General features: G+C 59.2%; 27 protein-coding genes. 4 read left to right on the forward strand and 23 right to left on the reverse strand.

The genetic code is table 11. The features are described from left to right. Positions 1–6: 6 nt before the first annotated feature. The 11 genes from D3879_RS10650 to D3879_RS10700 all read right to left on the reverse strand — a co-directional run bounded on the left by D3879_RS10650 (position 7) and on the right by D3879_RS10700 (position 8,830). Positions 7–993 (reverse strand): DNA polymerase III subunit delta', encoded by a 987-nt coding sequence (locus D3879_RS10650; RefSeq protein ID WP_119954214.1) that lies wholly within the window; start codon positions 991–993, stop codon positions 7–9. After that, positions 986–1,618, reverse strand: a complete 633-nt coding sequence (tmk, locus tag D3879_RS10655; RefSeq protein ID WP_119954215.1) for a dTMP kinase — start codon at positions 1,616–1,618, stop codon at positions 986–988. The genes D3879_RS10650 and tmk overlap by 8 nt, the downstream gene beginning before the upstream one ends. A 20-nt stretch (positions 1,619–1,638) precedes the next feature. Further along, positions 1,639–2,688: an endolytic transglycosylase MltG gene (gene mltG, locus D3879_RS10660; RefSeq protein ID WP_119954216.1), complete on the reverse strand. Its 1,050-nt coding sequence runs from the start codon at positions 2,686–2,688 to the stop codon at positions 1,639–1,641. A gap of 3 nt (positions 2,689–2,691) precedes the next feature. Further along, positions 2,692–3,507 (reverse strand): aminodeoxychorismate lyase, encoded by an 816-nt coding sequence (gene pabC, locus D3879_RS10665; RefSeq protein ID WP_119954217.1) that lies wholly within the window; start codon positions 3,505–3,507, stop codon positions 2,692–2,694. Next, a complete protein-coding gene (fabF, locus tag D3879_RS10670; RefSeq protein ID WP_119954218.1) occupies positions 3,507–4,751 on the reverse strand; it encodes a beta-ketoacyl-ACP synthase II in 1,245 nt (414 codons plus the stop codon). The genes pabC and fabF overlap by 1 nt, the downstream gene beginning before the upstream one ends. 111 nt (positions 4,752–4,862) lie before the next feature. Continuing rightward, positions 4,863–5,096, reverse strand: coding sequence for an acyl carrier protein (gene acpP, locus D3879_RS10675; RefSeq protein WP_058066290.1), 234 nt, complete (start codon positions 5,094–5,096; stop codon positions 4,863–4,865). A gap of 195 nt (positions 5,097–5,291) precedes the next feature. Further along, positions 5,292–6,035 (reverse strand): 3-oxoacyl-ACP reductase FabG, encoded by a 744-nt coding sequence (gene fabG, locus D3879_RS10680; RefSeq protein WP_119954219.1) that lies wholly within the window; start codon positions 6,033–6,035, stop codon positions 5,292–5,294. Positions 6,036–6,051: 16 nt separating this feature from the next. Further along, positions 6,052–6,990, reverse strand: a complete 939-nt coding sequence (gene fabD / locus D3879_RS10685; protein WP_119954220.1) for an ACP S-malonyltransferase — start codon at positions 6,988–6,990, stop codon at positions 6,052–6,054. 103 nt (positions 6,991–7,093) lie between these two features. After that, complete coding sequence (gene plsX, locus D3879_RS10690) at positions 7,094–8,104, reverse strand: phosphate acyltransferase PlsX (protein ID WP_119954221.1); 1,011 nt, start codon at positions 8,102–8,104, stop codon at positions 7,094–7,096. A 3-nt stretch (positions 8,105–8,107) separates the two neighbouring features. Continuing rightward, a complete protein-coding gene (rpmF, locus tag D3879_RS10695) occupies positions 8,108–8,290 on the reverse strand; it encodes a 50S ribosomal protein L32 (protein WP_119954222.1) in 183 nt (60 codons plus the stop codon). Positions 8,291–8,302: 12 nt separating this feature from the next. Further along, on the reverse strand, positions 8,303–8,830 hold the full coding sequence (locus tag D3879_RS10700) for a YceD family protein (protein ID WP_119954223.1): 528 nt from the start codon (positions 8,828–8,830) through the stop codon (positions 8,303–8,305). A gap of 106 nt (positions 8,831–8,936) precedes the next feature. Between D3879_RS10700 and D3879_RS10705 the strand changes: the two genes are divergently transcribed. Then, on the forward strand, positions 8,937–9,515 hold the full coding sequence (locus tag D3879_RS10705; protein WP_119954224.1) for a Maf family protein: 579 nt from the start codon (positions 8,937–8,939) through the stop codon (positions 9,513–9,515). Between the two features lie 75 nt (positions 9,516–9,590). Here D3879_RS10705 and D3879_RS10710 read toward each other — a convergent pair whose 3' ends face one another. Genes D3879_RS10710 through rluC form a run of 3 tightly spaced genes read right to left on the reverse strand, consistent with a single transcriptional unit; the run spans position 9,591 to position 12,202 of the window. After that, positions 9,591–10,571: a S49 family peptidase gene (locus D3879_RS10710; protein WP_119954225.1), complete on the reverse strand. Its 981-nt coding sequence runs from the start codon at positions 10,569–10,571 to the stop codon at positions 9,591–9,593. Continuing rightward, the gene (locus D3879_RS10715; protein ID WP_119954226.1) at positions 10,561–11,256 is read right to left on the reverse strand and encodes an HAD-IA family hydrolase; all 696 of its coding nucleotides are present in this window, start codon (positions 11,254–11,256) and stop codon (positions 10,561–10,563) included. The genes D3879_RS10710 and D3879_RS10715 overlap by 11 nt, the downstream gene beginning before the upstream one ends. Then, positions 11,249–12,202 (reverse strand): 23S rRNA pseudouridine(955/2504/2580) synthase RluC, encoded by a 954-nt coding sequence (gene rluC / locus D3879_RS10720; RefSeq protein ID WP_119954227.1) that lies wholly within the window; start codon positions 12,200–12,202, stop codon positions 11,249–11,251. The genes D3879_RS10715 and rluC overlap by 8 nt, the downstream gene beginning before the upstream one ends. A gap of 563 nt (positions 12,203–12,765) precedes the next feature. Between rluC and rne the strand changes: the two genes are divergently transcribed. Next, positions 12,766–15,810, forward strand: a complete 3,045-nt coding sequence (gene rne / locus D3879_RS10725; RefSeq protein WP_119954228.1) for a ribonuclease E — start codon at positions 12,766–12,768, stop codon at positions 15,808–15,810. A 476-nt stretch (positions 15,811–16,286) separates the two neighbouring features. Here the strand turns inward: rne and murB are convergent, their stop codons facing one another. From murB to D3879_RS10765, 8 genes are all read right to left on the reverse strand, one after another. After that, positions 16,287–17,306, reverse strand: coding sequence for a UDP-N-acetylmuramate dehydrogenase (gene murB, locus D3879_RS10730; RefSeq protein ID WP_119954229.1), 1,020 nt, complete (start codon positions 17,304–17,306; stop codon positions 16,287–16,289). Further along, on the reverse strand, positions 17,303–17,767 hold the full coding sequence (locus D3879_RS10735) for a low molecular weight protein-tyrosine-phosphatase (protein WP_119954230.1): 465 nt from the start codon (positions 17,765–17,767) through the stop codon (positions 17,303–17,305). Before D3879_RS10735 ends, murB begins: the two co-directional genes overlap by 4 nt. Further along, the gene (gene kdsB, locus D3879_RS10740) at positions 17,767–18,531 is read right to left on the reverse strand and encodes a 3-deoxy-manno-octulosonate cytidylyltransferase (protein ID WP_119954231.1); all 765 of its coding nucleotides are present in this window, start codon (positions 18,529–18,531) and stop codon (positions 17,767–17,769) included. The genes D3879_RS10735 and kdsB overlap by 1 nt, the downstream gene beginning before the upstream one ends. Beyond that, a complete protein-coding gene (locus D3879_RS10745; RefSeq protein WP_119954232.1) occupies positions 18,532–18,717 on the reverse strand; it encodes a Trm112 family protein in 186 nt (61 codons plus the stop codon). It lies immediately after the preceding gene. A gap of 92 nt (positions 18,718–18,809) precedes the next feature. Next, positions 18,810–19,814, reverse strand: a complete 1,005-nt coding sequence (gene lpxK, locus D3879_RS10750) for a tetraacyldisaccharide 4'-kinase (RefSeq protein WP_119954233.1) — start codon at positions 19,812–19,814, stop codon at positions 18,810–18,812. 31 nt (positions 19,815–19,845) lie between these two features. Continuing rightward, positions 19,846–20,286, reverse strand: a complete 441-nt coding sequence (locus tag D3879_RS10755) for an ExbD/TolR family protein (RefSeq protein ID WP_119954234.1) — start codon at positions 20,284–20,286, stop codon at positions 19,846–19,848. Further along, positions 20,283–20,918, reverse strand: coding sequence for a MotA/TolQ/ExbB proton channel family protein (locus D3879_RS10760; RefSeq protein WP_119954235.1), 636 nt, complete (start codon positions 20,916–20,918; stop codon positions 20,283–20,285). The genes D3879_RS10755 and D3879_RS10760 overlap by 4 nt, the downstream gene beginning before the upstream one ends. A gap of 71 nt (positions 20,919–20,989) precedes the next feature. Further along, positions 20,990–23,215: a DNA internalization-related competence protein ComEC/Rec2 gene (locus D3879_RS10765; RefSeq protein ID WP_119954236.1), complete on the reverse strand. Its 2,226-nt coding sequence runs from the start codon at positions 23,213–23,215 to the stop codon at positions 20,990–20,992. A 139-nt stretch (positions 23,216–23,354) separates the two neighbouring features. On the opposite strand from D3879_RS10765, the gene D3879_RS10770 reads away from it, so the two are divergent. Next, complete coding sequence (locus D3879_RS10770) at positions 23,355–23,915, forward strand: DUF2062 domain-containing protein (protein WP_119954237.1); 561 nt, start codon at positions 23,355–23,357, stop codon at positions 23,913–23,915. A gap of 113 nt (positions 23,916–24,028) precedes the next feature. Then, positions 24,029–25,453: an IS1182 family transposase gene (locus D3879_RS10775; protein ID WP_119952353.1), complete on the forward strand. Its 1,425-nt coding sequence runs from the start codon at positions 24,029–24,031 to the stop codon at positions 25,451–25,453. Between the two features lie 129 nt (positions 25,454–25,582). On the opposite strand, the gene D3879_RS10780 is transcribed toward D3879_RS10775, so the two are convergent. Then, positions 25,583–26,827 carry a lipoprotein-releasing ABC transporter permease subunit gene (locus tag D3879_RS10780; RefSeq protein ID WP_119954238.1) on the reverse strand — a complete coding sequence of 415 codons (1,245 nt, stop codon included), beginning with the start codon at positions 26,825–26,827 and terminating at the stop codon, positions 25,583–25,585. Positions 26,828–26,836 lie beyond the last annotated feature (9 nt).

Here is a 26,836-nt window from a genome sequence, read left to right on the forward strand (position 1 = left end):
CCGATTCTAGCCTTGTCCGGGCAGGCTTGCCCACTGCACGAGCAGGGCTTCGAGAAGCAAGACACGGTTCAAGTTGGCTTTGCTGAGCACTTTCTGCCGCTGCGCGAGCAACCAATCCTGCAAAGCCAGGACCTTGGATTGCGACGACTTGTCGGCAAGGTATTGCACGACCTTACGCATATCGCTGAGGCCGAGCCCCTCCTCATCCTTGGTCAATTGATAGCGCAACATCAGCTGCGACCAGTCGCAAAACCAATCGAACAGCAGCAGCAGCGGTATGCTATTCCAGCCCTCTGCCAGTTGGCTCGGAGCTTGTTGCTGCTTGAGGAGTTTCTTCACCCCCTCTACCACCTGCGCCCGCTGCTCACGCACTCCCTGGCCTTGCAAGCTAACGGCGGCGAGGGGCGAACCCGCAGCCAAGCTCAGCAACTCACGACACTCCTCTGCGCTGCTCTCGGGTAGCGCCTGCGCCAACCAGGCCAAGCTATCCGCCTCACTAGGCAACGGACAGGCCTGTTGCACGCAGCGGCTTTTCACGGTGGGTAACAGTCGACTGGGCTGGTGGCTGACCAACAACAAAACCGTATCGCCAGACGGCTCTTCCAGGCTTTTCAGCAGGGCATTGGCGGCATTCAGGTTCATCGCCTCGGCCGGCTCGACCAGCACCACCTTGCGCCCGCCGAGCTGCGCAGTCTGCACGACGAAACTCACCAGCTCACGCACCTGGTCAACCTTGATCGCCTTGTCGGCTTCTTCCGGCTCCAGGATGAAGTTATCCGGGTGCGTGCCGGCCGCCAGCAGCAGGCAGGCCTTGCACTGACCACAGGCATCCAGGCCTACGGGGCTACGGCATAGCAGCCGCGCCATCAGCCGCTCAGCCAGGGCACGCTTACCAATTCCAATCGGACCATGTAGCAGATAGGCATGTGCATGCTGCGTGCGCCCCGCCAATGTCTGCCAGAGCGCCGCCTGCCAGGGATAGGCCTCAGCCACGGGCCAGCTCCAGCAATTCTGGCAACAAGGCATCCAGCGACTGCTGCACTCCGGCCAGCGGCTGTGCGGCATCCACTACACGATAACGCGCAGGTTCGGCAGTGGCGCGGCGCAGATAAGCCTGGCGGACAGACTCAAAGAAGTCGCGACCTTCCTGCTCGAAACGGTCCAGCCGCCCACGCGCCGCGGCACGGGCCAAACCCACCTCGACTGGCAGATCGAAAACCAGCGTCAAATCGGGGCGCAATTCGCCCTGTACAAAGTTTTCCAGAACTGCGATGCGCGCTTCCGACAAGCCACGACCGCCGCCCTGGTAGGCATAGGTCGCATCGGTAAAACGATCACACAGCACCACCGTCCCCCGCGCCAGCGCTGGCCGGATCACCTCGGCCAGATGTTGCGCGCGGGCGGCGAACACTAAGAGCAGCTCAGTATCCGCTGCCATCGACTCATCGCTGGGGGCTAGCAAGAGTTCGCGAATCCGCTCGGCCAACGGCGTGCCACCAGGCTCGCGACTCAGCAGCACATCAATGCCTCGCGCACGCAGACGCTCGGCCAGGTATTCACGGTTAGTGCTTTTACCGGCGCCTTCCGGGCCTTCCAGGGTAATAAACAGGCCGGTCACAGGCAGTCCTTATTCATGATTCATGGCGTGCCCGAGTCCGGGCTCGGACTGGAACGGTAATCTGCACGGCGCTTGAGTTGGTACTCGCGCACCGCACGATTGTGCGCATCGAGGTCGTCGGAGAATACATGGCTGCCATCGCCACGGGCGACAAAATACAGGCTCTGGCCGTCCGCCGGATGGAGTGCCGCATGGATCGCTTCACGCCCGACCAAGGCAATCGGCGTAGGCGGCATACCGGCAATCACGTAGGTGTTATAGGGTGTCGGCTCGCGCAAATGGGCACGGGTCAGCTTACCGGTATAGCGCTCCCCCAGGCCGTAGATCACCGTGGGGTCAGTCTGCAGCTGCATGCCGACCTGCAGACGACGGACGAATACCCCGGCAATTTGCCCGCGCTCCTGCGGCACACCGGTTTCCTTCTCAATCATCGAGGCCATGATCAAGGCTTGATAAGGTTCGCGGTATGGCAGATTTTCCGCACGCTTTTGCCACTCATCGGCCAGCACCTCATCCAGACGGACGTAAGCCTGCTTGAGCAACTCCAGATCACTCATGCCACGGACAAAACGATAGGTATCCGGAAAAAAACGCCCTTCGGGGTAAACACCTGGATGACCGAGCCGCGCCATCAACTCCGCATCGCTGAGCCCCGCCAGAGCTTGTTCGAGCTTGGGTTCGCGCGCCAGTGCCGTACGGACTTGCCGGAAGTTCCAACCTTCGACCAAGGTCAGGCTGTACTGCACCACCTCGCCGCGCTGCCACAGAGCGAGCAGATCGCGCGCGCGCAGCCCCGGCGTCAGTCGATACTCGCCGCTGTGCAGCGACTGTCCAGCCAAGTTGAAACGCCAATACAGACGCAACCACAAGGCATCGTGCAGCACCCCCTCGTCTTCCAGGCGATTAAGCACTCCGCCCGGAGTGGCACCAGCTGGGACATCCAGCAAGTATTCATTAGGCAGATTCAGTGGCTGCTCGAGTGCATCGTGCTGTTGCCAGGCGGTGAACGCCAGCAACAGACCGGCAAGCAGCAGTCCGCCTTCCAATAGCAACAATAATTTGCGTATCACGAATCAGCAGTCCAGTAGATCGCGGGCGATGGTCTGCAGTTTACGGGTGAGCGGGCCGACCGACCAGTCGTGCCCTTGCAGCGCACGTACCGGCCAAACACCATAAAGACTGTTGCAGAGGAAAACTTCGTCAGCCTCGAGCAATTCGACGGAGCTGATATCGCGCACCGACACGGGAATCGCCAGACGCTCGGCCTGGGACAACAACTCAGCCCGCATCACACCGGCGACACCCGAACGGGACAGGTCAGGCGTAAGTAACAGGCCATCGCTAACCAGAAACAGGTTGCTGTAAACGCCCTCAATCACGCGCCCAGAGACATCCAACATCAAGCCTTCAGCATGCTCGACATCCTGCCACTCAGCCCGAGCCAACACCTGCTCCAAGCGATTGAGATGCTTGAGGCCGGCGAGCAGCGGCTGCTCGGCTAAACGCGTTGCACAGGGGAACAGGCGCACGCCCTGCTCGGCGTTGACCGTCGGATAAGCCGGAACAGAACTGCCTTGCAGAATGCGGCGAGAGTGAGCCGATTGTGGCGGCGCATAGCCACGCAAGCCATCGCCACGGGTGAGGATCAACTTAGCTACACCCTCACCCAGCGCAGCAGAAAAAGCCAAAAGCTCCGTGCGGATCAGCCCTTCATCACTTGGCATGGCCAGACGCGCACAGCCCTCAGCCAAGCGCGCCAAATGCCGCTCAAGCAACTGTGGCCGCCCGTGCTTGACGCCAATGGTTTCGAACAACCCATCGCCGTAAGCCAAGCCCCTGTCCTTGACGGACAAGGTCCCAGCCGGGTGACCATCAATCCAGCTCGACATCAGTCAACGAACCGGCGGAACACCAGTGAACCGTTGGTCCCGCCAAACCCGAAAGAGTTAGACAGCACCACATCGATGGGCATGCTCCTGGCCTGGTGTGGCACGAAGTCGAGGTCACAACCCTCGTCCGGCTCGTCCAGGTTGATGGTCGGCGGCGCCACTTGGTCGCGAATCGCCAGCACACTGAAGATCGCCTCTACCGCGCCGGCAGCGCCCAGCAAATGACCGGTCATCGACTTGGTCGAGCTGATTGCCAGGTTATACGCATGCTCGGCAAATACCGACTTGATCGCCGCCACCTCAGCCTTGTCGCCAGCCGGTGTCGAAGTGCCGTGAGCGTTGACGTACTGCACCTGCTCAGGGCTCAGGCCGGCATCGCGCAGAGCATTGCGCATACAGCGCGCAGCACCGGCACCATCTTCCGGCGGCGAAGTCATGTGGTATGCATCACCGCTCATACCGAAACCGATCAGCTCGGCATAGATATGCGCACCGCGTGCCTTGGCATGCTCCAACTCTTCCAGCACCAGGGCACCAGCACCATCGGACAGCACGAAACCGTCTCGGCCTTTGTCCCACGGACGGCTAGCGCGGCTCGGCTCATCATTTCGGGTGGACAGCGCACGAGCAGCCGCAAAGCCGCCAATACCCAGACCACAGGCAGCCATTTCGGCCCCTCCGGCCACCATGACATCCGCTTCGCCATAAGCAATATTGCGTGCCGCCATGCCAATGCAATGCGTGCCCGTGGTACAGGCTGTGGCAATCGCATAGTTCGGCCCCTGTAAACCCAGATGGATCGACAAGAAACCGGAAATCATGTTGATGATCGAGCCCGGAACAAAGAACGGCGAAATTCGTCGCGGCCCTTGCTCGTGCAAAGACTTGCAGTTGTTCTCGATATTGGTCAGACCGCCGATACCCGAACCCATGGCCACGCCAATACGCTCACGGTTGGCATCAGTGACCTCCAAGCCAGAATCACGCACGGCCTGGAAGCTGGCGGCCAGACCATATTGAATAAACAGGTCAATCTTGCGTGCCTCTTTGGCCGACAAGTATTCCTCGACATTGAAGTTCTTTACCGAGCCACCAAAGCGAGTGGTGTAGGCGGAAAGATCCATATGCTCGATCAGGCCGATACCACTACGACCGGCCAGAATACCCTGCCAACTGCTCGGAACATCGGTACCCAGGGGCGACAACATACCCATACCGGTGACCACGACGCGTCTACGCGACACAGCAATCTCCTCTTATTCAGTTTTGCAGCGCATGGAGTGCGCTTAAAGAAAAACCGCACGCCTTTTGGGCAGTGCGGCTTTTCCAAGTCGGGAATCGACGATTACAGGTTATTACGCGTGCGCAGTAACGTAATCGATAGCTTCCTGAACGGTGGTGATTTTTTCGGCTTGCTCGTCCGGGATTTCGGTCTCGAATTCCTCTTCCAGAGCCATCACCAGCTCAACGGTGTCAAGAGAGTCGGCACCCAGGTCTTCGACGAAGGAAGCGCTGTTGGTTACTTCCTCTTCTTTGACGCCAAGTTGCTCAGCAACGATTTTCTTGACGCGTTCTTCGATGGTGCTCATACCTTGTTTTCACTCCTAATGAACAAATCCAGGCAGCTGGTCTGTGGGTAAGTGTATAGAAAGGGTTTTCCGCATTTCAAGCTGAATGCCGAGGACCTTCTCGATCACCCCAACGATCTGTCTATAAACCAGTTGCAGCTTTATAACGGATTTTAGACAGCTCGTATGACAGTTTTCTGAAGGCTCCCGTCACATTCAGCTCATATACATTCCGCCATTCACGGGAATAGTAGCCCCGGTAACATAGGCTGCGCCATCGGAAGCAAGGAAAGAAACCACTTTAGCGATCTCTTCCGCCTGCCCCAAACGACCCAGCGGAATCTGCGCCTGCAGCGCTTCACGCTGTGCTTCCGGCAGTTCACGGGTCATATCAGTATCGATAAAGCCCGGCGCTACCGCGTTCACAGTAATAGCTCGCGAGCCGACTTCACGAGCCAGAGCACGACTAAAACCCTCAAGACCCGCTTTGGCCGCAGCGTAGTTTACCTGCCCAGCGTTGCCCATGGCGCCAACTACTGAGCCGATATTGATAATTCGCCCCCAGCGCGCCTTGGTCATGCCACGCAGCACCGCTTTGGACAAGCGGTACAGGCTGTTGAGGTTGGTATTGATCACGTCATGCCATTCATCATCTTTCATCCGCAACATCAGGTTGTCACGGGTGATGCCAGCATTGTTGACCAGGATCAAAGGCTGACCAAGGTGCTGCAGGATGTGCTCAAGAGTACTGGCTACCGACTGATCATTGCTGACGTCGAGCACCAGACCGGCACCTTCGATGCCATTTGCTTTCAGGGTCTCCGCGATACGCTCAGCACCTGATGCCGAGGTAGCCGTGCCGATCACTACGGCGCCTTGGCGCCCCAACTCCAGAGCGATAGCCTGGCCAATACCGCGGCTAGCGCCGGTGACCAATGCAATTTTACCTTGCAGGCTCATGAAAGCTTCTCCTAATTCAGGCCAGCGCCGCGCGCGTCGCGGTGAAGGCATCCGGGGTATCGAGGTTGTAGGTATTGACGCCTTTAACGCAACGCTTGTTCAAGCCCGAGAGCACTTTGCCTGGGCCACACTCGACTAAGCTGGTCACACCAAGCCCAGAAAGACGAACCATCGACTCAACCCAACGCACCGGGTTATACAGCTGCGCCAGCAGATCCCGCTTGAGGGCATCGAGATCAGCCACGACTGCCGCACTGACGTTTTGCACCAGCGGAATCTGCGGGGCCTGCCAGGCGATCCCTGAGACCGCCTCAGCAAACCGCTCAGCCGCCGGACGCATCAAATCGCAATGCGACGGCACGCTGACTGGCAGCGCCATCGCACGCTTGGCGCCACGCGCCTTACAAGCCTCGATAGCGCGCTCGACCGCAGCCGCCGCCCCCGCGATCACCACTTGGCCAGGAGCATTGAAATTCACCGCGCTGACCACCTCACCCTGCGCGGCTTCAGCACAGGCGGCGAGTACGTCAGCGTCTTCCAAACCGAGAATCGCGGCCATGCCGCCCTGCCCGGCCGGCACGGCCTGCTGCATCAACTGACCACGACGCTCCACCAACCTCACCGCATCGGTGAAGCCCAGGCTGCCCGCAGCCACCAGCGCGGAATATTCGCCGAGGCTATGACCGGCAACGAATGCCGGGCGCGCACCGACTTCAGCCAGCCACAGACGCCACAATGCGACGGACGCAGCCAGGATAGCCGGCTGGGTTTTGTCAGTCTGATTGAGTTGCTCTTCCGGGCCCTGCTGAGTCAAGGCCCAAAGGTCGTAACCGAGCGCTTCGGAAGCTTCGGCAAAGGTATCCAGCACCAGCTTCTGCTGCGCGCCATGCTCAGCAAGCATGCCCAAGGACTGCGAACCTTGGCCTGGAAAGACGAATGCGAGGGATACAGACATTTATACGGTCCCTAATGGTCTTATCGTCGGGAGGATTACGCCTGGCCTAGCCAAGCGCAACAAACTGACAGTTGGATGACAGGCCGCCAAGTGCGGTCACATCCTATAACAACAGATGTTCAAGACGGCTATGCAGACGCTGCGGCAGGTCTTCGTGAATTTCAATCAAGGCGCGGCGAATGGCGCTCTGAAATCCCTCAGAGCCGGCAGCGCCATGACTTTTCACCACAATACCCTGCAAACCAAGAAAACTAGCGCCATTATGCCGCGCCGGTGCCAGATCGGCCTGCAAACGACGCAATAGCGGCAAGGCAAGAGAACCCACTAGTCGCGAACCTAAGTTTTGCTTGAACAAAGCCTCCATCCGCGCAGAAATCATGGCCGCCAGGCCTTCGCTGGACTTCAACAGAATGTTGCCGACAAACCCGTCACACACCACCACATCAGCTTCGCCGCGGTAGAGGCCGTCACCCTCGATATAACCGATGTAATTCAGCTCTTCGGCCTGCTGCAGCAAACTGGCCGCCAACTTGACCTGCTGATTGCCTTTGATGTCTTCGGTGCCAACATTCAACAGTGCGATGCGCGGACGAGCGACACCCAGCGCCTCGGCCGCTACCGCCCCCATCACCGCGAACTGATACAGATGCTCCGCACTGCAATCGACATTGGCACCCAGATCAAGCAGATGACAATGCCCGCGCTCTGTCGGAATGGCCGTGACCATCGCCGGCCGATCAATACCGGGCAGGGTTTTCAGCACATAGCGCGAAAGCGCCATCAGTGCACCGGTATTACCGGCACTGACACAGGCTTGAGCACGCCCATCACGCAGCAACTCCAGCGCCACACGCATGGAAGAGTCAGGCTTGCCACGCAAGGCCTGGGCTGGACGATCGTCCATACCGATCACTTCGCTGGCATGTTCAACATGCAGGCGAGCACGATCGACACCCGGATGGCGTGCAATCAATTCATTCAGAAAGGAGGCTTGGCCAACGAGGACCAGGTGTAGCGAGGGGAACTCAGCCAAACAGGCAATGCTGGCTGGAACAATGCTGTGGGGACCGAAGTCCCCACCCATTGCATCAATCGCGATGATCGGAGCGGACAAGGATTACTCGTCAGCGCCCTTATCGATCACTTTGCGACCACGGTAGAAGCCGTCCGGAGACACGTGGTGGCGCAGGTGAACTTCACCAGTGCTCTTCTCAACGGACAGAGTGCTAGCCTCGAGAGCGTCGTGCGAACGACGCATGTCGCGGGCGGAGCGGGATTTTTTGTTCTGCTGAACAGCCATAATTAATAACTCCTAAACGTTTGGGTCACGCTTTAACTGTGCCAATACACTGAACGGGTTGGACCGCGATACCTCGTCCTCGCTCGGCTCTGGCTCTTCAAGGCCCGCCGGCTGCTGGCAATCTTCAGGATCATGAGCCGGAACAATGGGCAAGGCGAGTAACAACTCCTCCTCAACCAACGCCAGCAGATCCAATGGATCCTCACCCAATTCCAGCACGTCATAGCCTTTCGGCACAGACTGGGTATTCGCACCTTCTTTCACCACGGCGTAACTGCATTCGCTATGGATCGGCAGAGCGACCAGTTCCAGACAACGCTGGCAAACCATCTTGACCTCAACGTCGATCGAACTGTGGATTACCACAGCTTTGCGCTCGTCGCGCTCGAAAAAAAACTTCGCACGGACAACACCGACATTATCGGCAAGCGGATCGCAGAGTCGCTGCAATTCAGCCAGCGGCACCTCACCCTCTAGGGTGGCGCCACGATCAGCTAGTTTGCGCGGATCAACGTGAGGAGGAATCGGGCCATTCAACATAGGCGCAGCATTTTAGGGATGCACCCCGTACCTGTCAAAGGAAATTCAGCCTGTCCGTCAACTGACACGCTCGCTAGAATCACACCTCACCCCCAAGGAAAACGCCATGCTGCCCCTGGTGCTCGCATCCAGCTCCCCTTACCGCCGCGAACTCCTCGCTCGCCTACGGCTGCCCTTCACCTGGAGCGCGCCCGCCATAGACGAAACCCGCCATCCACATGAGGATGCACCAAACCTGGTGCGCCGCCTGGCCGAAGAGAAAGCCCGCGCCCTTGCCGAGAGCCACCGACAACATCTAATCATCGGCTCCGATCAGGTCGCCGTACTCAACGGGCAGATTCTCGGCAAACCGCACAACCTTGCCCGCGCCCAAGCTCAACTCCAGACTGCCAGTGGCAACAGCGTAACCTTCCTGACCGGAGTGGCACTGCTAAATACCGCCACCGACACTTGCCAGGTCGACTGCATACCTTTCACCGTCCACTTTCGCAAACTGGATGAAGCGCGCATCAAGCGCTACCTGGAAGCCGAACAACCCTTCGACTGCGCCGGCAGCTTCAAGGCTGAGGGCCTAGGCGTCAGCCTATTTCGCGCCACCGAAGGCACGGACGCCACCAGCCTGGTCGGCCTCCCCCTTATCCGCCTCGTAGACATGTTGCTGGTCGAAAGCATCGACATCCCCTGACATCTATATAAATGAAAGAAAACCGACAAATAAAAGCCCGGCAGCTGCCGGGCTTTTATTCAAGAAAAATCGAATCTAGCGCAAAGCCGGACCCTGAAACCCAGCCCAGATTGCAATGTGCTCGGCAACGCTAGAACCAAGCTTCTTCGCGAAACGATCGAACGGCGTTTCTTTTACGGTGTAATCGACCAATTCTTTTTCGCCAATCACATCCCGCGCCACTGAACTGGTATTGCCCAGCGCATCAATCAAGCCCAGCTTTAACGCCTGCTCACCCGACCAAATCAACCCCGAGAACAACTCGGGATGCTCTGTATCCTTCAAGCGCTCACCACGCCCCTGCTTAACACTGGCAATAAACTGGCGATGAGTGGTATCCAGAACGCTCTGCCAGAAACGCGTTTCCTCATCCTTTTGCGGCTGGAACGGATCCAGGAAAGCCTTGTGCTCGCCCGAGGTGTAGACCCGGCGATCCACCCCCAACTTCTCCATCACGCCAACAAAACCAAAGCTGGCCGCCGTCACGCCGATAGAACCAACCAAACTAGCCTTATCCGCATAGATCGCATCGGCGGCGCTGGCAATGTAGTAAGCACCAGACGCACCAAGATCGGTGATCACTGCATACAGCTTGATATCCGGATGCTCTGCACGCAGCCGACGAATTTCATCGTAGATATAACCGGACTGGACAGGGCTACCACCCGGACTGTTGATGCGCAGAATTACACCTTTAGTCTTCGTATCTTCGAAGGCCGCACGCAGGCTTCCAACGACGTTGTCAGCACTGGCAGCTTCCTGATCCGCAATCATCCCGCGCACTTCGATCAGCGCCGTATGATTAGCACTACGCGCGGCGCTCTTCTGTAAGTTCAGTGCCGGCGAAAACAGCGCGATCGCACCAAACAGATAGATAAACGTCAGCGCCTTGAAGAAAATCCCCCAGCGCCGCGCACGGCGCTGCTCTTGTACACCAGCGAGCAGAGTCTTCTCCAACAGCTTCCAGCTCTTGTCGTCACCATTACTGGCGGTCGACGCATTCCATTCATCCGACATAATCACTCACCCCAAGTAATGACTCACTTGCACGCAACTCAAGCCAGGCGCGCAACTCAGTAAAATGTTCAATCGCCAGCCGCGGCCCGTACGCCCGCAGAGAGTCCAGCGACTGTGCACCATAGCCGACCGCAACCGAATCCACGCCCGCCCGCCGCGCCATCTCCAGATCGAATGACGAATCGCCGATCATCAGCGCACGCTCTGGCGCAACCTGACAATCCGCAAGAATTTCCCGCAGCATCATCGGATCAGGCTTGCTGGCCGTTTCGTCAGCACAGCGGGTGATATCGAAATAATCCAGCCAACCCTGCCCCGCCAGCACTCGCTCCAACCCATGCCGCCCCTTACCGGTCGCGACAGCCAGGCGATAGCCTGCAGTGCGGAACTCCTCCAGCGACTCAGCCACCCCCGCGAACAACGCAGACGGCTCAGCCTCCAGCGCCAGATAATGCTCACTATAAAGCCGACGAAAGCGTTCGACGCGCACCGACTCGACGAGCTCTGGATAGAGAGCACGAATAGCCTCGGGCAGGCCAAGGCCAATAATGCCTTTGATTGCAGCATCACCCAGCGACGGCAACTCACATTCAGCAGCCGCCAACCGCATGGCATCGACAATACGCCCAATCGAATCGACCAGCGTGCCATCCCAATCAAAGATCAGCAGCTGATAATCAGGCACTCAACCGCTCCAGAGTCTTGAGCCACATATCATCCACCGGGGCCTCCAACTTCAACTCACCACCCTCAGGCAAGGGCACGGTCAAAGCATAGGCGTGCAGAAACAGGCGTTTACCGCCCAGTTCGCGAATCTCGCGGGAGAAGTCATCATCGCCATACTTGGAGTCACCCGCGATGCAGTGGCCAGCATGCTTGGCATGCACACGGATCTGATGGGTGCGCCCGGTAACCGGCTTCGCCTCGACAAGCGTGGCAAAATCGCCAAAGCGGCGCAAAACGCGAAACATCGTCATAGCCTCCTTGCCATCTTCACTAACCTCCACCATGCGCTCGCCGGAGCGCAGATTGCTCTTCTGCAACGGCGCCCGCACTTGCTTCTTGGCAGTCGCCCAATGGCCACGCACCAAGGCCATGTAGCGTTTGTCCACGCCATCCTTACGCAAGGCTTCATGGAGATGGCGCAGCATGCTGCGCTTCTTGGCGATCATCAAAAGACCCGAGGTATCGCGATCCAGGCGATGCACCAACTCCAGATCCTTGGCATCCGGACGCAACTGACGAAAGGCCTCGATCACCCCATAATTCAGGCCACTGCCGCCATGTACGGCAATCCCGGCCGGCTTATTAAGGACGATCAGCGCCTTATCTTCATAAACAATCGCCGCTTCAAGACGCTCAAGCAGCCCTTGCGCCAAAGGCATAGGCTCATCGCGCTCAGCAAGGCGCAAAGGAGGAACCCGCACAACATCCCCCGCCTGGAGTTTGTACTCAGGCTTGATCCGCCCCTTATTCACGCGAACTTCGCCTTTACGCAAAATCCGGTAAATCAAAGTCTTGGGCACACCTTTGAGACGAGTGCGGAGGAAGTTATCGATTCGTTGGCCGGCAAGTTCCGGTTCAACCTCGAGCAGCTGGACGCCGGAGGTCGGAGAGGCAGGTTCTGTCATGCGCCAATGATAACAATTTTTTATTGAATTGAAGCACTTAATCATTGCTGCTATAGTCCCGAACGCCGCCAAAAGCGGCCCGGTTTGCGGATGATCGCTAGAACTGCCATCCCCAACCGTTTGCAACTTCATTCAGGACGTAAGGCCGTCCGACGGGACTTTCGCCGCATAAGGCCGCGAATAACTCGGAAATAAAGCCTTGAGCCATGACGCGTTATCTACCCCTGAGGGAGATAGCGGTAAATGCCAACCCGCTGCAGATTCTGCGAGCGGCACCCGATTTTCAGCGATACGTGTAGGGTGGAGATGCACAACCGTCGGACTGCGTAGCTTTATTGAAGACGCTTTATCTCGTCCGCTACCGATGGTTGATTCCTCCTCCTGACTGAGTGCTTCTGTCACCACAGCAAGCAGGAGACGTCCGTCGCGACCCCGGCCCTATTGGCCGACGTCGCTAGACATTGGAACGACTTACAACCGTTTCTGACGCGCACCTGACACCGACCCTGAGAGTCGTGTGTGCCGAACGCCGTTTCCGGCAGCCCGGAAACCGACGGTACTACATGAAAAGAATGCTAATTAACGCAACTCAGCCCGAAGAGTTGCGTGTTGCCCTGGTAGACGGCCAACGCCTGTACGACCTGGACATTGAATCGGGTGCACGCGAGCAGAAAAAGGCCAACATCTATAAAGGCCGCATCACTCGTATCGAGCCCAGCCTTGAAGCCGCCTTCGTCGATTTCGGCTCCGAGCGCCACGGCTTTTTGCCCCTCAAAGAAATCTCCCGCGAATATTTCAAGAAAGCGCCTGAAGGCCGCGTCAACATCAAAGATGTGTTGAGCGAAGGCCAGGAAGTTATCGTTCAGGTCGAAAAAGAAGAGCGTGGCAACAAGGGCGCAGCCCTGACCACCTTCATCAGCCTGGCCGGTCGCTATCTGGTACTGATGCCGAACAACCCTCGCGCTGGTGGCATCTCCCGTCGTATCGAAGGCGAAGAGCGCAACGAGTTGCGCGAAGCGCTGAATGGCCTGATCGCCCCCAGCGACATGGGCCTGATCGTGCGCACTGCCGGCCTTGGCCGTAGCAGCGAAGAAATGCAGTGGGACCTCGACTACCTGCTGCAACTGTGGACCGCCATCAAGGAAGCTTCCCTCGATCGCTCCGCTCCGTTCCTGATTTACCAGGAAAGCAACGTCATCATCCGCGCCATCCGCGACTACCTGCGCCAGGATATCGGCGAGGTATTGGTCGACAGCGTCGAAGCCCAGGAAGAAGCACTGAGCTTCATCCGCCAGGTGATGCCGCAGTACGCCAGCAAGATCAAGCTGTATGAAGACAGCGTCCCGCTGTTCAATCGCTTCCAGATCGAAAGCCAGATCGAAACCGCCTTCCAGCGCGAAGTGAAGCTGCCGTCCGGCGGCTCCATTGTGATCGACCCGACCGAGGCCCTGGTGTCCATCGACATCAACTCGGCGCGTGCGACCAAAGGCAGCGACATCGAAGAAACCGCACTGCAGACCAACCTGGAAGCGGCTGAAGAAATCGCCCGCCAACTGCGCCTGCGTGATATCGGCGGCCTGATCGTGATCGACTTCATCGACATGACGCCGGCCAAGAACCAACGCGCCGTGGAAGAGAAAGTCCGCGAAAGCCTGGAAGCCGACCGTGCCCGCGTCCAAGTCGGACGCATCTCGCGCTTCGGCCTGCTGGAAATGTCCCGTCAACGTCTGCGTCCGTCCCTCGGCGAAAGCAGCGGTATCGTCTGCCCACGCTGCAACGGTCAAGGCATCATCCGTGACGTCGAATCGCTATCGCTAGCGATCCTGCGCCTGATCGAGGAAGAAGCCCTGAAGGACCGTACTGCCGAAGTACGTGCCCAGGTACCGATCCCGGTTGCCGCCTTCCTGCTCAACGAGAAGCGCAACTCGATCACCAAGATCGAACTGCGCAGCCGTGCACGCATCGTGATTCTGCCGAACGATCACCTGGAAACGCCGCACTTCGAAGTACAGCGCCTGCGTGACGACAGCCCGGAAGCACAGACTTCGCAGTCCAGCTACGAGATGGCACCAGTCGAAGTCGAAGAAGTTCAGCCAGTCAGCGCTACCCGCACCCTGGTTCGCCAGGAGGCCGCGCTCAAGGCTGTGCCACAGCGCCCTGCTCCGGCCCCGGCCGCCCAAGCAATCGAGCCGCAGCCAGTAGCCGAGCCAAGCCTATTCAAGGGCCTGGTGAAGTCGCTGGTCAGCTTGTTCGCTGGCAAAGAAGAAGAAAAGCCGGTCGTTATCGAGAAGAAGCCCGCCGCAGAACGCCAACCGCGTAGCGACGAGCGCCGTAGCGGTCGCCAACAAAGCCGCAATCGTGGTGGTCGTCGCGACGAAGAACGCAAACCACGCGAAGAACGCGCGCCACGCGAGGAGCGTGCAGCTCGCGAACCACGTGAGGAACGTCAACCACGTGAAGTTCGTGAACCTCGCGAAGTTCGTGAAGTTCGTGAAGTTCGTGAGCCACGCGAAGACAGCCAGCAGCCCCGTGAAGAGCGTCAGCCTCGCGCCCCCCGCGAAGAGCGCAAACCCCGCGAGCCGCGTGAAGAGCGCAAACCGCGTGAAGAGCGCCAACCGCGCGAACTGCGTGAGCCGCTAGACGCCCAAGGCCAGGAAAGCCCAATCGAGGAGCGCGCCGAGCGTAAGCCTCGTGAAGAGCGTCAGCCCCGTGCGCCGCGTGAAGAACGCCAACCACGAGTAGCTGCTGAACAAGCCGTGAGCGAAGAAGAACTGCTGCCGAACGAAGAGCAGCTGCAGGACGAAGATCAAGACGGCGCCGAAGGCGATCGTCCACGTCGCCGTTCGCGTGGCCAGCGTCGTCGCAGCAACCGTCGTGAACGTCAGCGTGATGCCAACGGCAACCTCATCGAAGGTAGCGAAGAGAGCGCCGAAGAAGGTAGCACTGCCGTAGTGGCCGCCACTGCTGTCGCCAGCAGCCTGGTAAGCGAAGCAGTTGAAGCCAGTGCAGCCGTTAGCGAGCCCGTTGCCGCAGTTGAAACCGCCGTTGAAGTCGAAGCTGCCGCACCTGCTGAAACCTTCGAGGCACCGGTCGCCGAAGCCAAGCCTGTAGAAGCTGCCGCTGTCGCGGATAGCCCTGCCGAGCAGGCTGTTGAGATTGCCGCACTAACTGCAGTCGAAGCTACACCAGCTGTAGCCGAAGAAGCTGCGCCGCAGCCGGCCAGCCCAGTAGCGGAAGTCGTTGAAGTGACTGTTGAGGCTCCAGCCGCACCGGTCAGCACCAGTGGGCGCGCACCGAACGACCCACGTGAAGTGCGTCGTCGTCAGCGCGAAGCTGAGCGCCTGGCCAAGGAAGCTGAAGCTGAAGCTGAGCAAGCAGCCGCAGCCCAAGCAGTAGTTGCTGCCGAACCTGTCTCGGATGCCGCCCATGCAGCTACTGATATCGAGCATAAAGCCGAGCCCGCTCAGCCTGCCGAAGAAGTAGCCGAAAGCCATCCTCAGCAGCCAGCTGAAGTCGCTGCCGAGCAGAACGCCGACGCGAGCAACGAAACAGAGCAACACGAAGAAGCGCCGAAAGAAACAGAAAACGAGTCAAAACCACTCGTGTAACGTTTCAGTAATAAAAAAGGGGATGCCACGGCATCCCCTTTTTTTATCGTTTGTGTCTCGTCCTGAATAAGGTTTACACCTTCTGACCTATTTTCAGGACTAGACAGCTCTTCACGCCCCCCGGTAATTCGTGAAAAACCAACAAACCGGCCTAGACCTGATGCCAATCAGCCAACCAGTAGGGTGGGCTTCAGCCCACCACACTCTTTGTATCGGTGGGCTAAAGCCCACCCTACCCGTCGGATGTATCAAATCCATCAGGCGGCAAAGGCATCGCTGAGTGTAGGAGCGAATTTATTCGCGATGGGGCCGCACCGAGTCGCTCTTGTTCGCGAATGAATTCGCTCCTACACACACCGCAGGCGTTAACCGCGCCGCGAACAAGCCGCACGTAAACGCTGGGATAAGCCAAAGAGGTCAGGAGCAATACAAAGCCTGTTCAGCGATCAACCCAGAACGAATTAATCGCCGAACGGTTAAAGCACGTTAGGTTCGATTTCCAGGCTGACGCCGTAGCGAGCCAGCACGTCCGCCTGAATGCGCTGCGCCAGTCCGAGCAACTGCTGACCCGTGGCCCTGCCATAGTTGACCAGCACCAAGGCCTGCAAGCGATGCACGCCAGCATCGCCATCACGAAACCCCTTCCAGCCGGCACGCTCGATCAGCCAGCCAGCCGCCAGCTTTACCTGGCCATCGGCCTGCGAATAAGCCACCAAGCCCGCCTGCTCACCCCGCAAACGCTCAGCCAACTCAGGAGCAACCAAGGGATTCTTGAAGAAACTGCCGGCATTCCCCAGCTCTGCCGGATCCGGCAACTTTTCACTGCGTATGGCGCAAATAGCCTGGCTGACATCCGTCGCGGTCGGCGCGCTAATGCCCTGCTCCGCCAGGCGCTGGCGCACCGGGCCATAGTCCAGGTGCAGTTCGCTCGCTCGACTCAGGGCGAAACGCACGCGCAGGATCAGCCAACGCCCCGCTTCACGCTTGAACAGGCTATCGCGATAGGCGAAAGCACACTCCACTAGCGAGAACTCTCGCAACTCTCCCGTCTGGCGATCCAGCGCAGTCAGGCCAACAAAGACATCTTTCAGCTCGACGCCATAGGCGCCGATATTCTGCATCGGCGCGGCACCGACAGTGCCCGGGATCAGGCTTAGGTTCTCCAGCCCAGCCAGCCCCTGCTGCAGACTCCACAGCACGAAAGGATGCCAGGGCTCACCCGCCTCAGCCTCGACGATTACCCGCTGTCCGTCCTCGCCGAGGATACGAATGCCGCGACTGGCCATGCGCAACACCAGGGCCTCGACATCGCGAGTCAGCAGCAGATTACTGCCACCACCGATCACCAACAGCGGCAATTCACGCTGGGCTGCCGCGACTAACGCTGCGCGCACATCCTGCTCGTTATGCGCATCGGCAAATAGCTGAGCGCGCACATCCACACCGAAGGTATTGAAGGTTTTGAGAGACACCCACTCCTGCAATTGCAGACTCATAGACGCCCCTTCACTTCATTGAGCAGCCCATCGCTCGCCTGCTCAATCAAATCCAGCACCTGCTCAAAACCGTCTTCGCCACCGTAATAGGGGTCAGGCACTTCATCCAAAGCCAACTCGTAACGGCGCAGGAATAGATCCAGCTCAGCCTTGGCATTAGCCGGCTGCATGCCCTTAAGATGCTGCAAGTTGCTTTGATCCATGGCCAGGATCAGATCAAAGGCCTGGAAGTCCGCCGCACTGACTTGCCGCCCACGCAATTGCGAAAGGTCATAGCCACGTAACTGGGCGGCGCGACGGGTACGCGTATCCGCCGCTTTACCGACGTGCCAGTCGCCGGTACCCGCCGAGTCGACCTCGACTCGACATTCCAGCCCCGCCGCCCGCAGCTTATGGCGGAACACCCCTTCAGCGGTCGGCGAGCGGCAGATATTGCCCAGACAGACAAACAGAACGCGCATCAAGCCCCCAGCAAGCGCCGTACGCGCTCAAGGTCTTGCGGCGTATCAACCCCCGCAGGCGGCGCTTCCAAGGCATCCGCGACATGGATACGCACGCCATGCCAGAGTGCACGCAGCTGCTCCAAGCACTCAGTATCCTCCAGCCAGCACGGCCCCCAGGCCACGAAGTCATGGAGAAACTGCGCGCGGTAGGCGTAGATACCAATATGCCGGCGGTATGGCACGTCCGCCGGCAACTGTTCACGACTGACTGCAAAAGCATCACGTGCCCAAGGCAATGGCGCACGGCTAAAGGTCAACGCCAGACCGTTCAGGTCAGTCGCCACCTTCACCACATTCGGATTGAACAGCGCAGCAACATCTTCAATCGGCTCGGCCAGGGTAGCTATCGCCGCCTCAGGATGGGCCGCCAGATTGGCCGCGACCTGATCGATGATCGCAGGCGGAATCAGCGGCTCGTCACCTTGCACATTGACCACAATCGCATCGCCGGCCAAACCCAGCTGGCTCGCCACCTCGGCTAAACGATCGGTGCCCGAGTTGTGATCCTCACGAGTCAGCAGCACCTCGGCGCCAAAGCCGCGACAGACTTCGACGATGCGCGCATCGTCAGTGGCTATCACCACGCGCTGGGCGCTGCTTTTCCGAGCCTGCTCCCAGACGTGCTGGACCATTGGCTTGCCGGCAATCTCCTGCAGCGGCTTGCCAGGCAGGCGGCTGGATGCGAACCGCGCGGGAATAACAACGGTAAAAGCGTTGCTCATTTACTTGTCCAGACGCTCGTCGACATTGAGGCTGCGCGCTTCGTTTTCCAGCATCACCGGAATTCCATCACGCACGGGAAAAGCCAGCGCATCAGCCTTGCAGATCAGCTCGGATTTATCGTCAGCAAGCTTGAGCGGGCCTTTGCATAGGGGGCAGGCGAGGATATCGAGTAGTTTCGGGTCCATGGGGGAATCCTTGAAAGCTGATTAACGGCTTAGCTGTTTCACCGAGACGGACGGCGCCTGGCAATCCTGCGCTCGTGATGCACTCAACAGCTTTATGAATGGCCAGGTAGCAAGCGAGCCAGTTGCGCATCGAACCAGGCCAGGAAAGCTGGCGAAGGCACGGCATCCACTGCCAGATACCACCAATCAGCGGTGGCGAAGGCGCGGCACTTCACCGCGTCCTTCTCGGTCATCACGACAGGCTGCGCCGGGCTGAAATTCAGCTGCTCGGCGCCAAACTGCGCGTGATCGGCAAAGGCATGCGGAGTCGGCCGCCAGTGTAACGCCTCGAGCGTATTGAAGAAACGCTGCGGGTTGCCAATGCCGGCAACCGCGTGCAGTGCCTGCCCGGCCGGGAAATGCGTGAGTGGGTAGCGCTCACCGCTGACTAGATTAACCAGTGCCGTCGGTTGCAGTTGAAAGGCGTAGCCGCCATCAACATCCGTCGGCGCGCCGTTATACAGCAGCGCGTCCACGCTCTGCAGACGCTCGATCGGTTCGCGCAAGGGCCCGGCCGGCAAGCAGCGACGATTACCGAGGCCGCGCGCTGCATCGATCAGCACCAACTCAAGATCACGCGCCAGCCGGTAATGCTGTAACCCATCGTCACAGAGGATCAGATCCAACGGCTCGGCTTCGAGTAAGGCGCGCACCGCCCGCGAACGATCTGGATCGATCATCAACGGCACGCCACTGCGCTGGACGATCAGCAAAGGCTCATCGCCCGCCTCACTGGCGTTTTGTTCGGCACTGACTCGCCAGGGCAACTGCGCAGGCTTTGCGCCATAGCCACGGCTGACCACGCCAACCTTGAGGCCACGGGCACGGCAATGCTCGATCAAGCAGAGAATCAGCGGGGTTTTGCCAGTACCACCAACGGTGATATTGCCCACCACCACGACCGGCACCGGCGCTTGGTAAACCTCACCCGCGCCCGCCAGGAACCGACTGCGCTTGTGCTGAACCACCGCGCGGTAAAGCCATTCCAGCGGTCGCAGCAGGGTCAGCGCCGGATGGCCGCGATACCAGGCATCAAGCAGGCGCTCGGAGATTGCCATCAGAACTGGGTGACCAAAGACTGGGCCGCCATCAGGGAGCCGCCTGGGCCTCAACGGTGGTGATGCGCAAATGGCTGAAGCCGAGCTTGCCGGCCGCATCCATGGCCGTAATCACTGCCTGATGGGTGGTTTTGCCGTCGGCACTGATGGTCAACGGTAAGCTGTTGTCACCCTCAGACTCCTTCTGCAAAGCCGACATCAGGGTGTTCAGGTCACTCTTCAATAGCGCCTGGCCATTCAGCGTATAGCTGCCGTCGAAACTGATGGCCACCTCCAGCTGCTTCAGCTCGCTCGGTTGCGGCGGTGTGCCGCTGACGGCTTCGGGCAGCTCGATTTTCAGCTGGGTTGGTCGACTGAAACTGGTGGTCACCACAAAGAACAGCAGCAAGACGAAGATCACGTCGATCAACGACGTCAGATTGAGAAAAACCTCATCGCGGGCCGCGCCGCCCGCTCTACGGCGGAACTTCACGGTTTAGCGTCCTCGGCGAAGTCGACTTCCCGATCGCCCTGCACCACCTCCACCAACTTGATCGCTTCCTGCTCCATCGCGACCACTATTTCGTCGATCCGACGCAGCAGATAACGATGAAAGAACACCGCCGGAATCGCCACGATCAGGCCCGCAGCGGTGGTAACCAGCGCCTTGGCGATACCACCAGCGAGTACCGGGGCATTGGCCATGCCGTTATCCATAAAGCCGCTGAAAATCTCGATCATGCCGAACACGGTGCCAAGCAGCCCCAGCAACGGCGCCATGGCAGCAATGGTGCCGAGGGCATTCAGGTAGCGCTCCAGCTCATGAATAACCCTGCTGGCTGACTCCTCGATGCACTCTTTCATGATCTCGCGACCATGCTTGGAGTTGGCCAGACCGGCGGCCAGGATCTGGCCCAGCGGAGAGTGGAAACGCAACTCTTTGAGCCTCTCCTTGCTGAGCTGTTTGTCCTTGATCCAACGCCAAACCTGCCCAAGCAGATGCGGCGGAGCAATCCGGCTGACTTGCAGAGTCCACAGGCGCTCGGCAATGATGGCCATGGCAGCGATGGAACATAGAATAATCGGCAGCATCATCCAGCCGCCTGCTTTGACTAGTTCCCACACGGTGTTGGTTCTCCTCGGAAAAGTGGCGCCACTCTAGCATAGGGTCGCAATGTCGCCGACCGCCGCCGTTCTCATTTTTCCCGCCAAAATCTCGCCTGTTCGCGCAAGCCTTGCGCCGACGCATGGGCACCTAATTCAAAACGCAGAGCGCCGCTTTTTACGCTGTCGAAAACCTCCAGCGACAAAGCCCGGTAGCGCGCCATTACCTGCGGATGAGGATGACCGAAGGCATTGTTCTGACCACGGGAGATCAGCACTGCACGCGGCGTTACTGCCTGCAAGAAGGCCTGCGACGATGAACTGCGGCTGCCATGGTGTGGTGCCTGCAACCAGTCGGCACGCAGGTCGCGACCACTGTCGAGCAAAGCTCGCTCCGCACGACTGTCGATATCACCGGTTAGCAGCAGGCGCTCACCATTCGCCTCGACCATCAGCACGCAGGAGGATTGGTTGCCATCCTCGGCTTGCTGCCAGCGCCAGGTCGAAAAGCGTACGGAGTCCCATTCCCAGCTGACACCATCGGTACAGGGTTGCGCCCCCAGTTCCGCTGGCAAAGCCTGCGCCTCGCCACTCAGTACCTGTGCGACCGGCATACCACGCTGCACAGCCAGCGCCCCACCGGAGTGATCGCTATCGGCGTGGCTAAGCAGTAGCAAGTCCAGCTGACTAACGCCTAACTTGCGCATGGACGGCAGCACTACTCGCTCGCCCAGATCGAAATCGCCATAACGCGGGCCGGCGTCGTACAACAACGCATGCTCATGGGTACGCAGGAGAAAGGAGAGACCCTGTCCGACATCCAACTGCCAGACCTCGACCCGCCCTGCCGGCGGCTTATGTAACGGCGGGAAGAACAGTGGCAACAGTAACGCCAGCCCCAAACCGCGTAGCGGTACACCACCAGGCAGCAGCAACAGCAAGACCCCCAGACTGCCAAGCAGCCAGGCCCACAGTGGCAATGCCGGCGAGAACCACGCCGGCAGCCAGGTGGCGATCTGTGCCAGCACAAGGAATAACAATTCCAGCAGACCACCGGCAAGCCAGAGCAGCATCTCGCCCAGCCAAGGAACCGGCAATAACAAGGTGCCCAGCAACGCCAGCGGCACCACCGCCAAGCTCACCCAAGGCACGGCCAACAAATTCGCCAGCGGGCCACTGGCGCTGATCGGTAAGCCCAACGCCAGCAACAGCGGCAACAGGCCAATAGCCATCGTCCATTGCGCGCGCGCCAAGGTGCGCCACCAGGACCAGGCACCCAGCCGCCCGCTAAAGACCCAGGCCAGAATCGCCACCGCACCAAATGACAGCCAAAAACCTGCCTGCAAGCTGGCCAGCGGCTCAGCCAACAACACCGCATTCAGCGCCAGTAACAAGGGCATCCATACACCTAAATGCCGAAAACGCAGCCGCCACAGCAACACCACAGCCACCATCACGCAGGCACGCTGGACTGGCACATCGAAGCCGGCCAGCAGGCCATAACCGAGAGCACCCGCAAAGGCCAGGCCACAGGCCCAGGGCAACCACGGCAAAATGCGTGGCCACCAGCCAAAGCGCGCCAAACCGGCGATCAAGCCATAAATCAACGCCGCCAGCAGCGCGATATGTTGGCCCGAGATAACCAACAGGTGCACCGTGCCGGTGTCCTGCAGCAGGCGCCAATCCGCCATGGTCAAGCCAGAGTCATCACCCAGCACCAAGGCGGCCAAGGCGCCTTGCCGCCCGTGAGCATCGGCACTGAGCAAACGTCTACGCAAATCATCCCGCCAAGCCGACGGCCCCTGGGCCGGACTCAGCAGTTCGCCGCGCTTAACCGTGCCGCCAGCGCCGATCCGTTGCGCCAGCAGCCAAGCCTCGTAATCGAAGGTTTGCGGGTTGACCAGCCCATGTGGCTGTTTCAGCTTTACCGCCAGGCGCCAATGCTCACCGGCATGCAGTTCAGGGCCGTCGTACCAGGCTAGGCGCAGAAGATCTGGCAGCCGTGCGCGGCGCGACTCGGCACCGTGCAGCTGAAAGCGCACCACGCCGTCACGGATTTCCGGTAAACCAACCACCTGCCCTTCCAGCCACAGCGTCTGACCATCCAGCCTGGCGGCCAGACGATCCTCCAGCGCCCAGTGCGCCGAAGTGCAGGCCCAGGTAAAACCGAACAGGAAGAACGCCACGGGATAACTGCGAAATGGCAGCAGTATCAGCCCCACTATAGGCAAAACCCACAACACCCAAACGGGCGGCAACGCGGGAAGAAACCGCAAGAGCAAAAGCCCAGTGGCAAGCGCCAACATCCCTGTGCGCATCTGATCGAACTCCTGAGAACTTCATCCTTGAATCAGCCTGCGCTAACCCGGCCCTGCTTATTTGTTGTCACAAAGTGAGAAAGTAGAACTCCTACAATCTAGGCATAATCGACGCTTTATGCCCTGCCAGAGAGCTCTTATGCCGCGCCGCCTGTTCAAGCGCTACATGCCCAATCCGCAAAGCATCAGGGAGCACAACTCTCTGCGCTTTCTTGGCAGTCTGATGCATGACCCCAATCTCTGGCACCTCAACCGCCATTCCGTGGCCCGCGCCATGGCCGTGGGCCTCTTCGCTGCGTTTATCCCCCTGCCGTTGCAAATGCTGCTTGCAGCGGGCCTCGCGGTGATGGCGCGAGGCAATCTGCCCATCTCGGTCGGACTGGTGTGGTTGACCAACCCCATCACTATGCCGCCGGTTTTTTACTGTACCTACAAGATGGGCGCCTGGATCTTACAAGTTCCAGCGGATGAGATCAGCGCGCAGGTCTGGCCGCGAATCAGTCACTTTTTCGACGAGCCGTCCTGGGCGCTGATCCAACTGCTGTGGAAACCCATTCTGCAACCCTTCCTGCTCGGCTCGGTGGTCTGTGGCGTGCTCGCGGGAATCTGTGGCTATGTGCTGACCATGCTCTATTGGCGCTGGTGGGTAGGGCACCACTGGCAAAAACGCCAGGCCGCTCGGCGTCAGCGTAGTGCGTGAAATGCAGCAGGCCGGAAATGAAAAACGCCGCTATCCAGATTGTGTGAAAACCTAGCGTTCTGATTGGTAGTTGAAGAAAATGCCCGCATCGAAAGATACGGGCATTTTTCGTTATGGCGTACATCCAAGGAGAGGCGCGAGACCAGACCAGTCTGTTTCCGGTTTCGCTGGAAGAGTTGATTCCCGACGACCATCTGGTCCGTGTGATCGATGCCTACGTGGCTCGACTGGACCTCAAGCTACTCGGGTTTGCCAAAGCCACTCCCAAGAGTACGGGGCGTCCTGCCTACGATCCGGCGGACCTGCTCAAGCTGTACCTGTATGGCTATTTCCAACGCATCCGCTCCTCCCGACGCCTCGAAGCTGAATGCCTGCGCAACGTCGAAGTCATGTGGTTGCTCAATCGGCTCAAGCCGGACTTCAAGACCATCGCCGATTACCGCAAGGACAACGGACAAGCGTTCAGCGCGACCTGTCGGGCCTTCGTGCAGTTTTGCCGTCAAGCCGGGCTGATCGCCGGAGAGTTGGTGGCCATCGATGGCAGCAAATTCAAGGCCGTGGCCTCAGCGCGTCGGCATGTGGATCTGAAGAAGCTCAAGCGTCAGCAAGAGAAGCTGGATAAGCGTATCGCCCAGTACCTGGCGGAGCTGGATGAGGCGGACAAGTCCGAAGCCAATGAGGCCGTTGACCGTAGCGCGGTAAAAACGGCGCTGGAGCGACTGCAAGCCAAACAGGCCGACAACCTGACTTGCCAAGCACTGATGCAGGCCCTGGAGCTTGAGCAATTCATCACCACCGAGAGCGATGCCCGGATGATGCGTACCCCTCGGGGTGGGCGCGTCGCTTACAACGTGCAAACAGCTGTGGACGCCGAGCATTGCCTGATCCTGCATCACGAGGTCACACAGGACGGCAACGATACCCAGCAGCTCGAGCCGATGGCTAAAGCCGCCCAGTCCGAGTTGCAGCAGGACGTGCTGACGGTCACTGCCGATGCCGGTTACTCCAACGGCGAGCAGTTCCAGGCATGCGAAGATGCCGGCATTACCGCCTATGTGCCGCCCAACCGGGCAGTTAACAACCGGGGTGGTGATACGCAGCTGTTCGAGCGAAGTGATTTCACTTACGACGCAGAGAGCGACCAGTACCGCTGTCCGGCAGGCAAGTTGCTGACGCTCAAGCAACTGAATCGCGGGGAGCGTATCTACCACGCGGCGATCAGCGACTGCAGCGCTTGCCCGCTCAAGGCACAGTGCACCAACGCCCAGCGTCGCTACCTGAGACGCCATGCCCACGAGGCGGCCTTTGAGCGAATGGAGCAGCGGCTGCAGGCGCAGCCCGAGATGATGGCGAGTAGGCGATCCATCGTCGAGCATCCATTTGGCAACCTCAAACAATGGCTATTTGGTAATGGTCGCTTCCTGCTTCGCCAATTGAAGGGAGCACGAACCGAAATGGCCTTAGCGGTACAGGCCTATAACCTCAAAAGAGCGATCAACGTGCTCGGCGCACGCCACCTCATCGGATTGATGGGCTGATACAGCCTTTTTCTCCCCTGGGTCCGCACACAGCAAAACGCCCCGAACCAGTCGGGGCGTTTGCTTGGTCAACCATTAGTACGTTTTCGCACAGCCTGTATCGAGCGGCGCTTTTCATTTCCGTACCGGTCACTCGTAGCGCAAGGCTTCCGCCGGCTGAATCTGCGCGGCACGCCAGGACGGATAGAGCGTCGCCAAAAAGCTCAGGGTAAACGCCGCAGCACAAATCAGCACGACATCGAAGCTCTGAAGATCGGAAGGCAGGTTGCTGACGAAGTAGACGTCCGAACTGAAAATCTGCTGGCCACTGACTTTCTCCAACCAACCGACCACGGCACTGACATTCAAGGCAGCGATCACCCCTAACACACCGCCGATCAACGTCCCAATCGTCCCGATCACCGTGCCCTGGACCATGAACACCCGCATGATCTGCCCTGGCGTGGCGCCGAGGGTACGCAGGATTGCGATATCCCCGCCTTTATCGGCCACCACCATGATCAGCGTGGCGATGATATTGAACGCCGCTACTGCCACAATCAGCAGCAGCAACAAACCGATCATGGTTTTTTCCATCTTCATCGCACTGAACAGACTGCCCTGGGTGCGCGTCCAGTCGCTGGCGCGGTAGTCCGTGCCCAACTCATTGGCGATCGCCGCGGAGACCTGCGGCGCCTGGTACAGATCCTTCAGCGCCAGCCGCACACTCTGCACCTGCCCCGACTGCATACGCTGCATCTGCGCGGCATCGGCCACATGGATCAGCGCCAGCGAGCTGTCCAGCTCTGCGCCAACCTTAAATACCCCGACCACGTTGAGACGCTGCATCCGCGGGGTAATCCCGCCGGGTGCCGAGCTGACTTCCGGGATGATCACGGTCAACTTATCGCCGACATTCAGGCGAAAACGCCGGGCAGTGATTTCCCCGATGACGATACCAAACTCGCCAGGCTTCAGATCATCCAAACGACCTTGAACGATGTGCTGGCCGATAATCGAAACCTTGGCCTCTTCCTGCGGATCGACGCCATTGATCTGAATCGGCTGCATTGCGCCCTTGTACGAGAGCATGCCCTCCAACTCGCTAAACGGCACCGCTGCGATCACCTGGGGATTCTTCATCGCCGCAGCGGCGACCGAATGCCAATCCTCCAGCGGCTGCACTCCGGCGATAGTCGCGTGCGGCACCATGCCGAGAATCCGCGAGCTCATTTCCTTCTGAAAGCCGTTCATCACCGACAGCACCACGATCATCGCCAGCACGCCCAAGGCGAGACCGATCATCGAGGTCAACGAGATAAAGGAGATGAAATGATTACGGCGCTTGGCGCGGGTATAGCGCATGCCGATGAAGATGGGGAGCGGTCTGAACATTCGCGAAAG

Origin of the sequence: Pseudomonas cavernicola (assembly GCF_003596405.1) — a bacterium.
Classification (GTDB): Bacteria; Pseudomonadota; Gammaproteobacteria; order Pseudomonadales; family Pseudomonadaceae; genus Aquipseudomonas; species Aquipseudomonas cavernicola.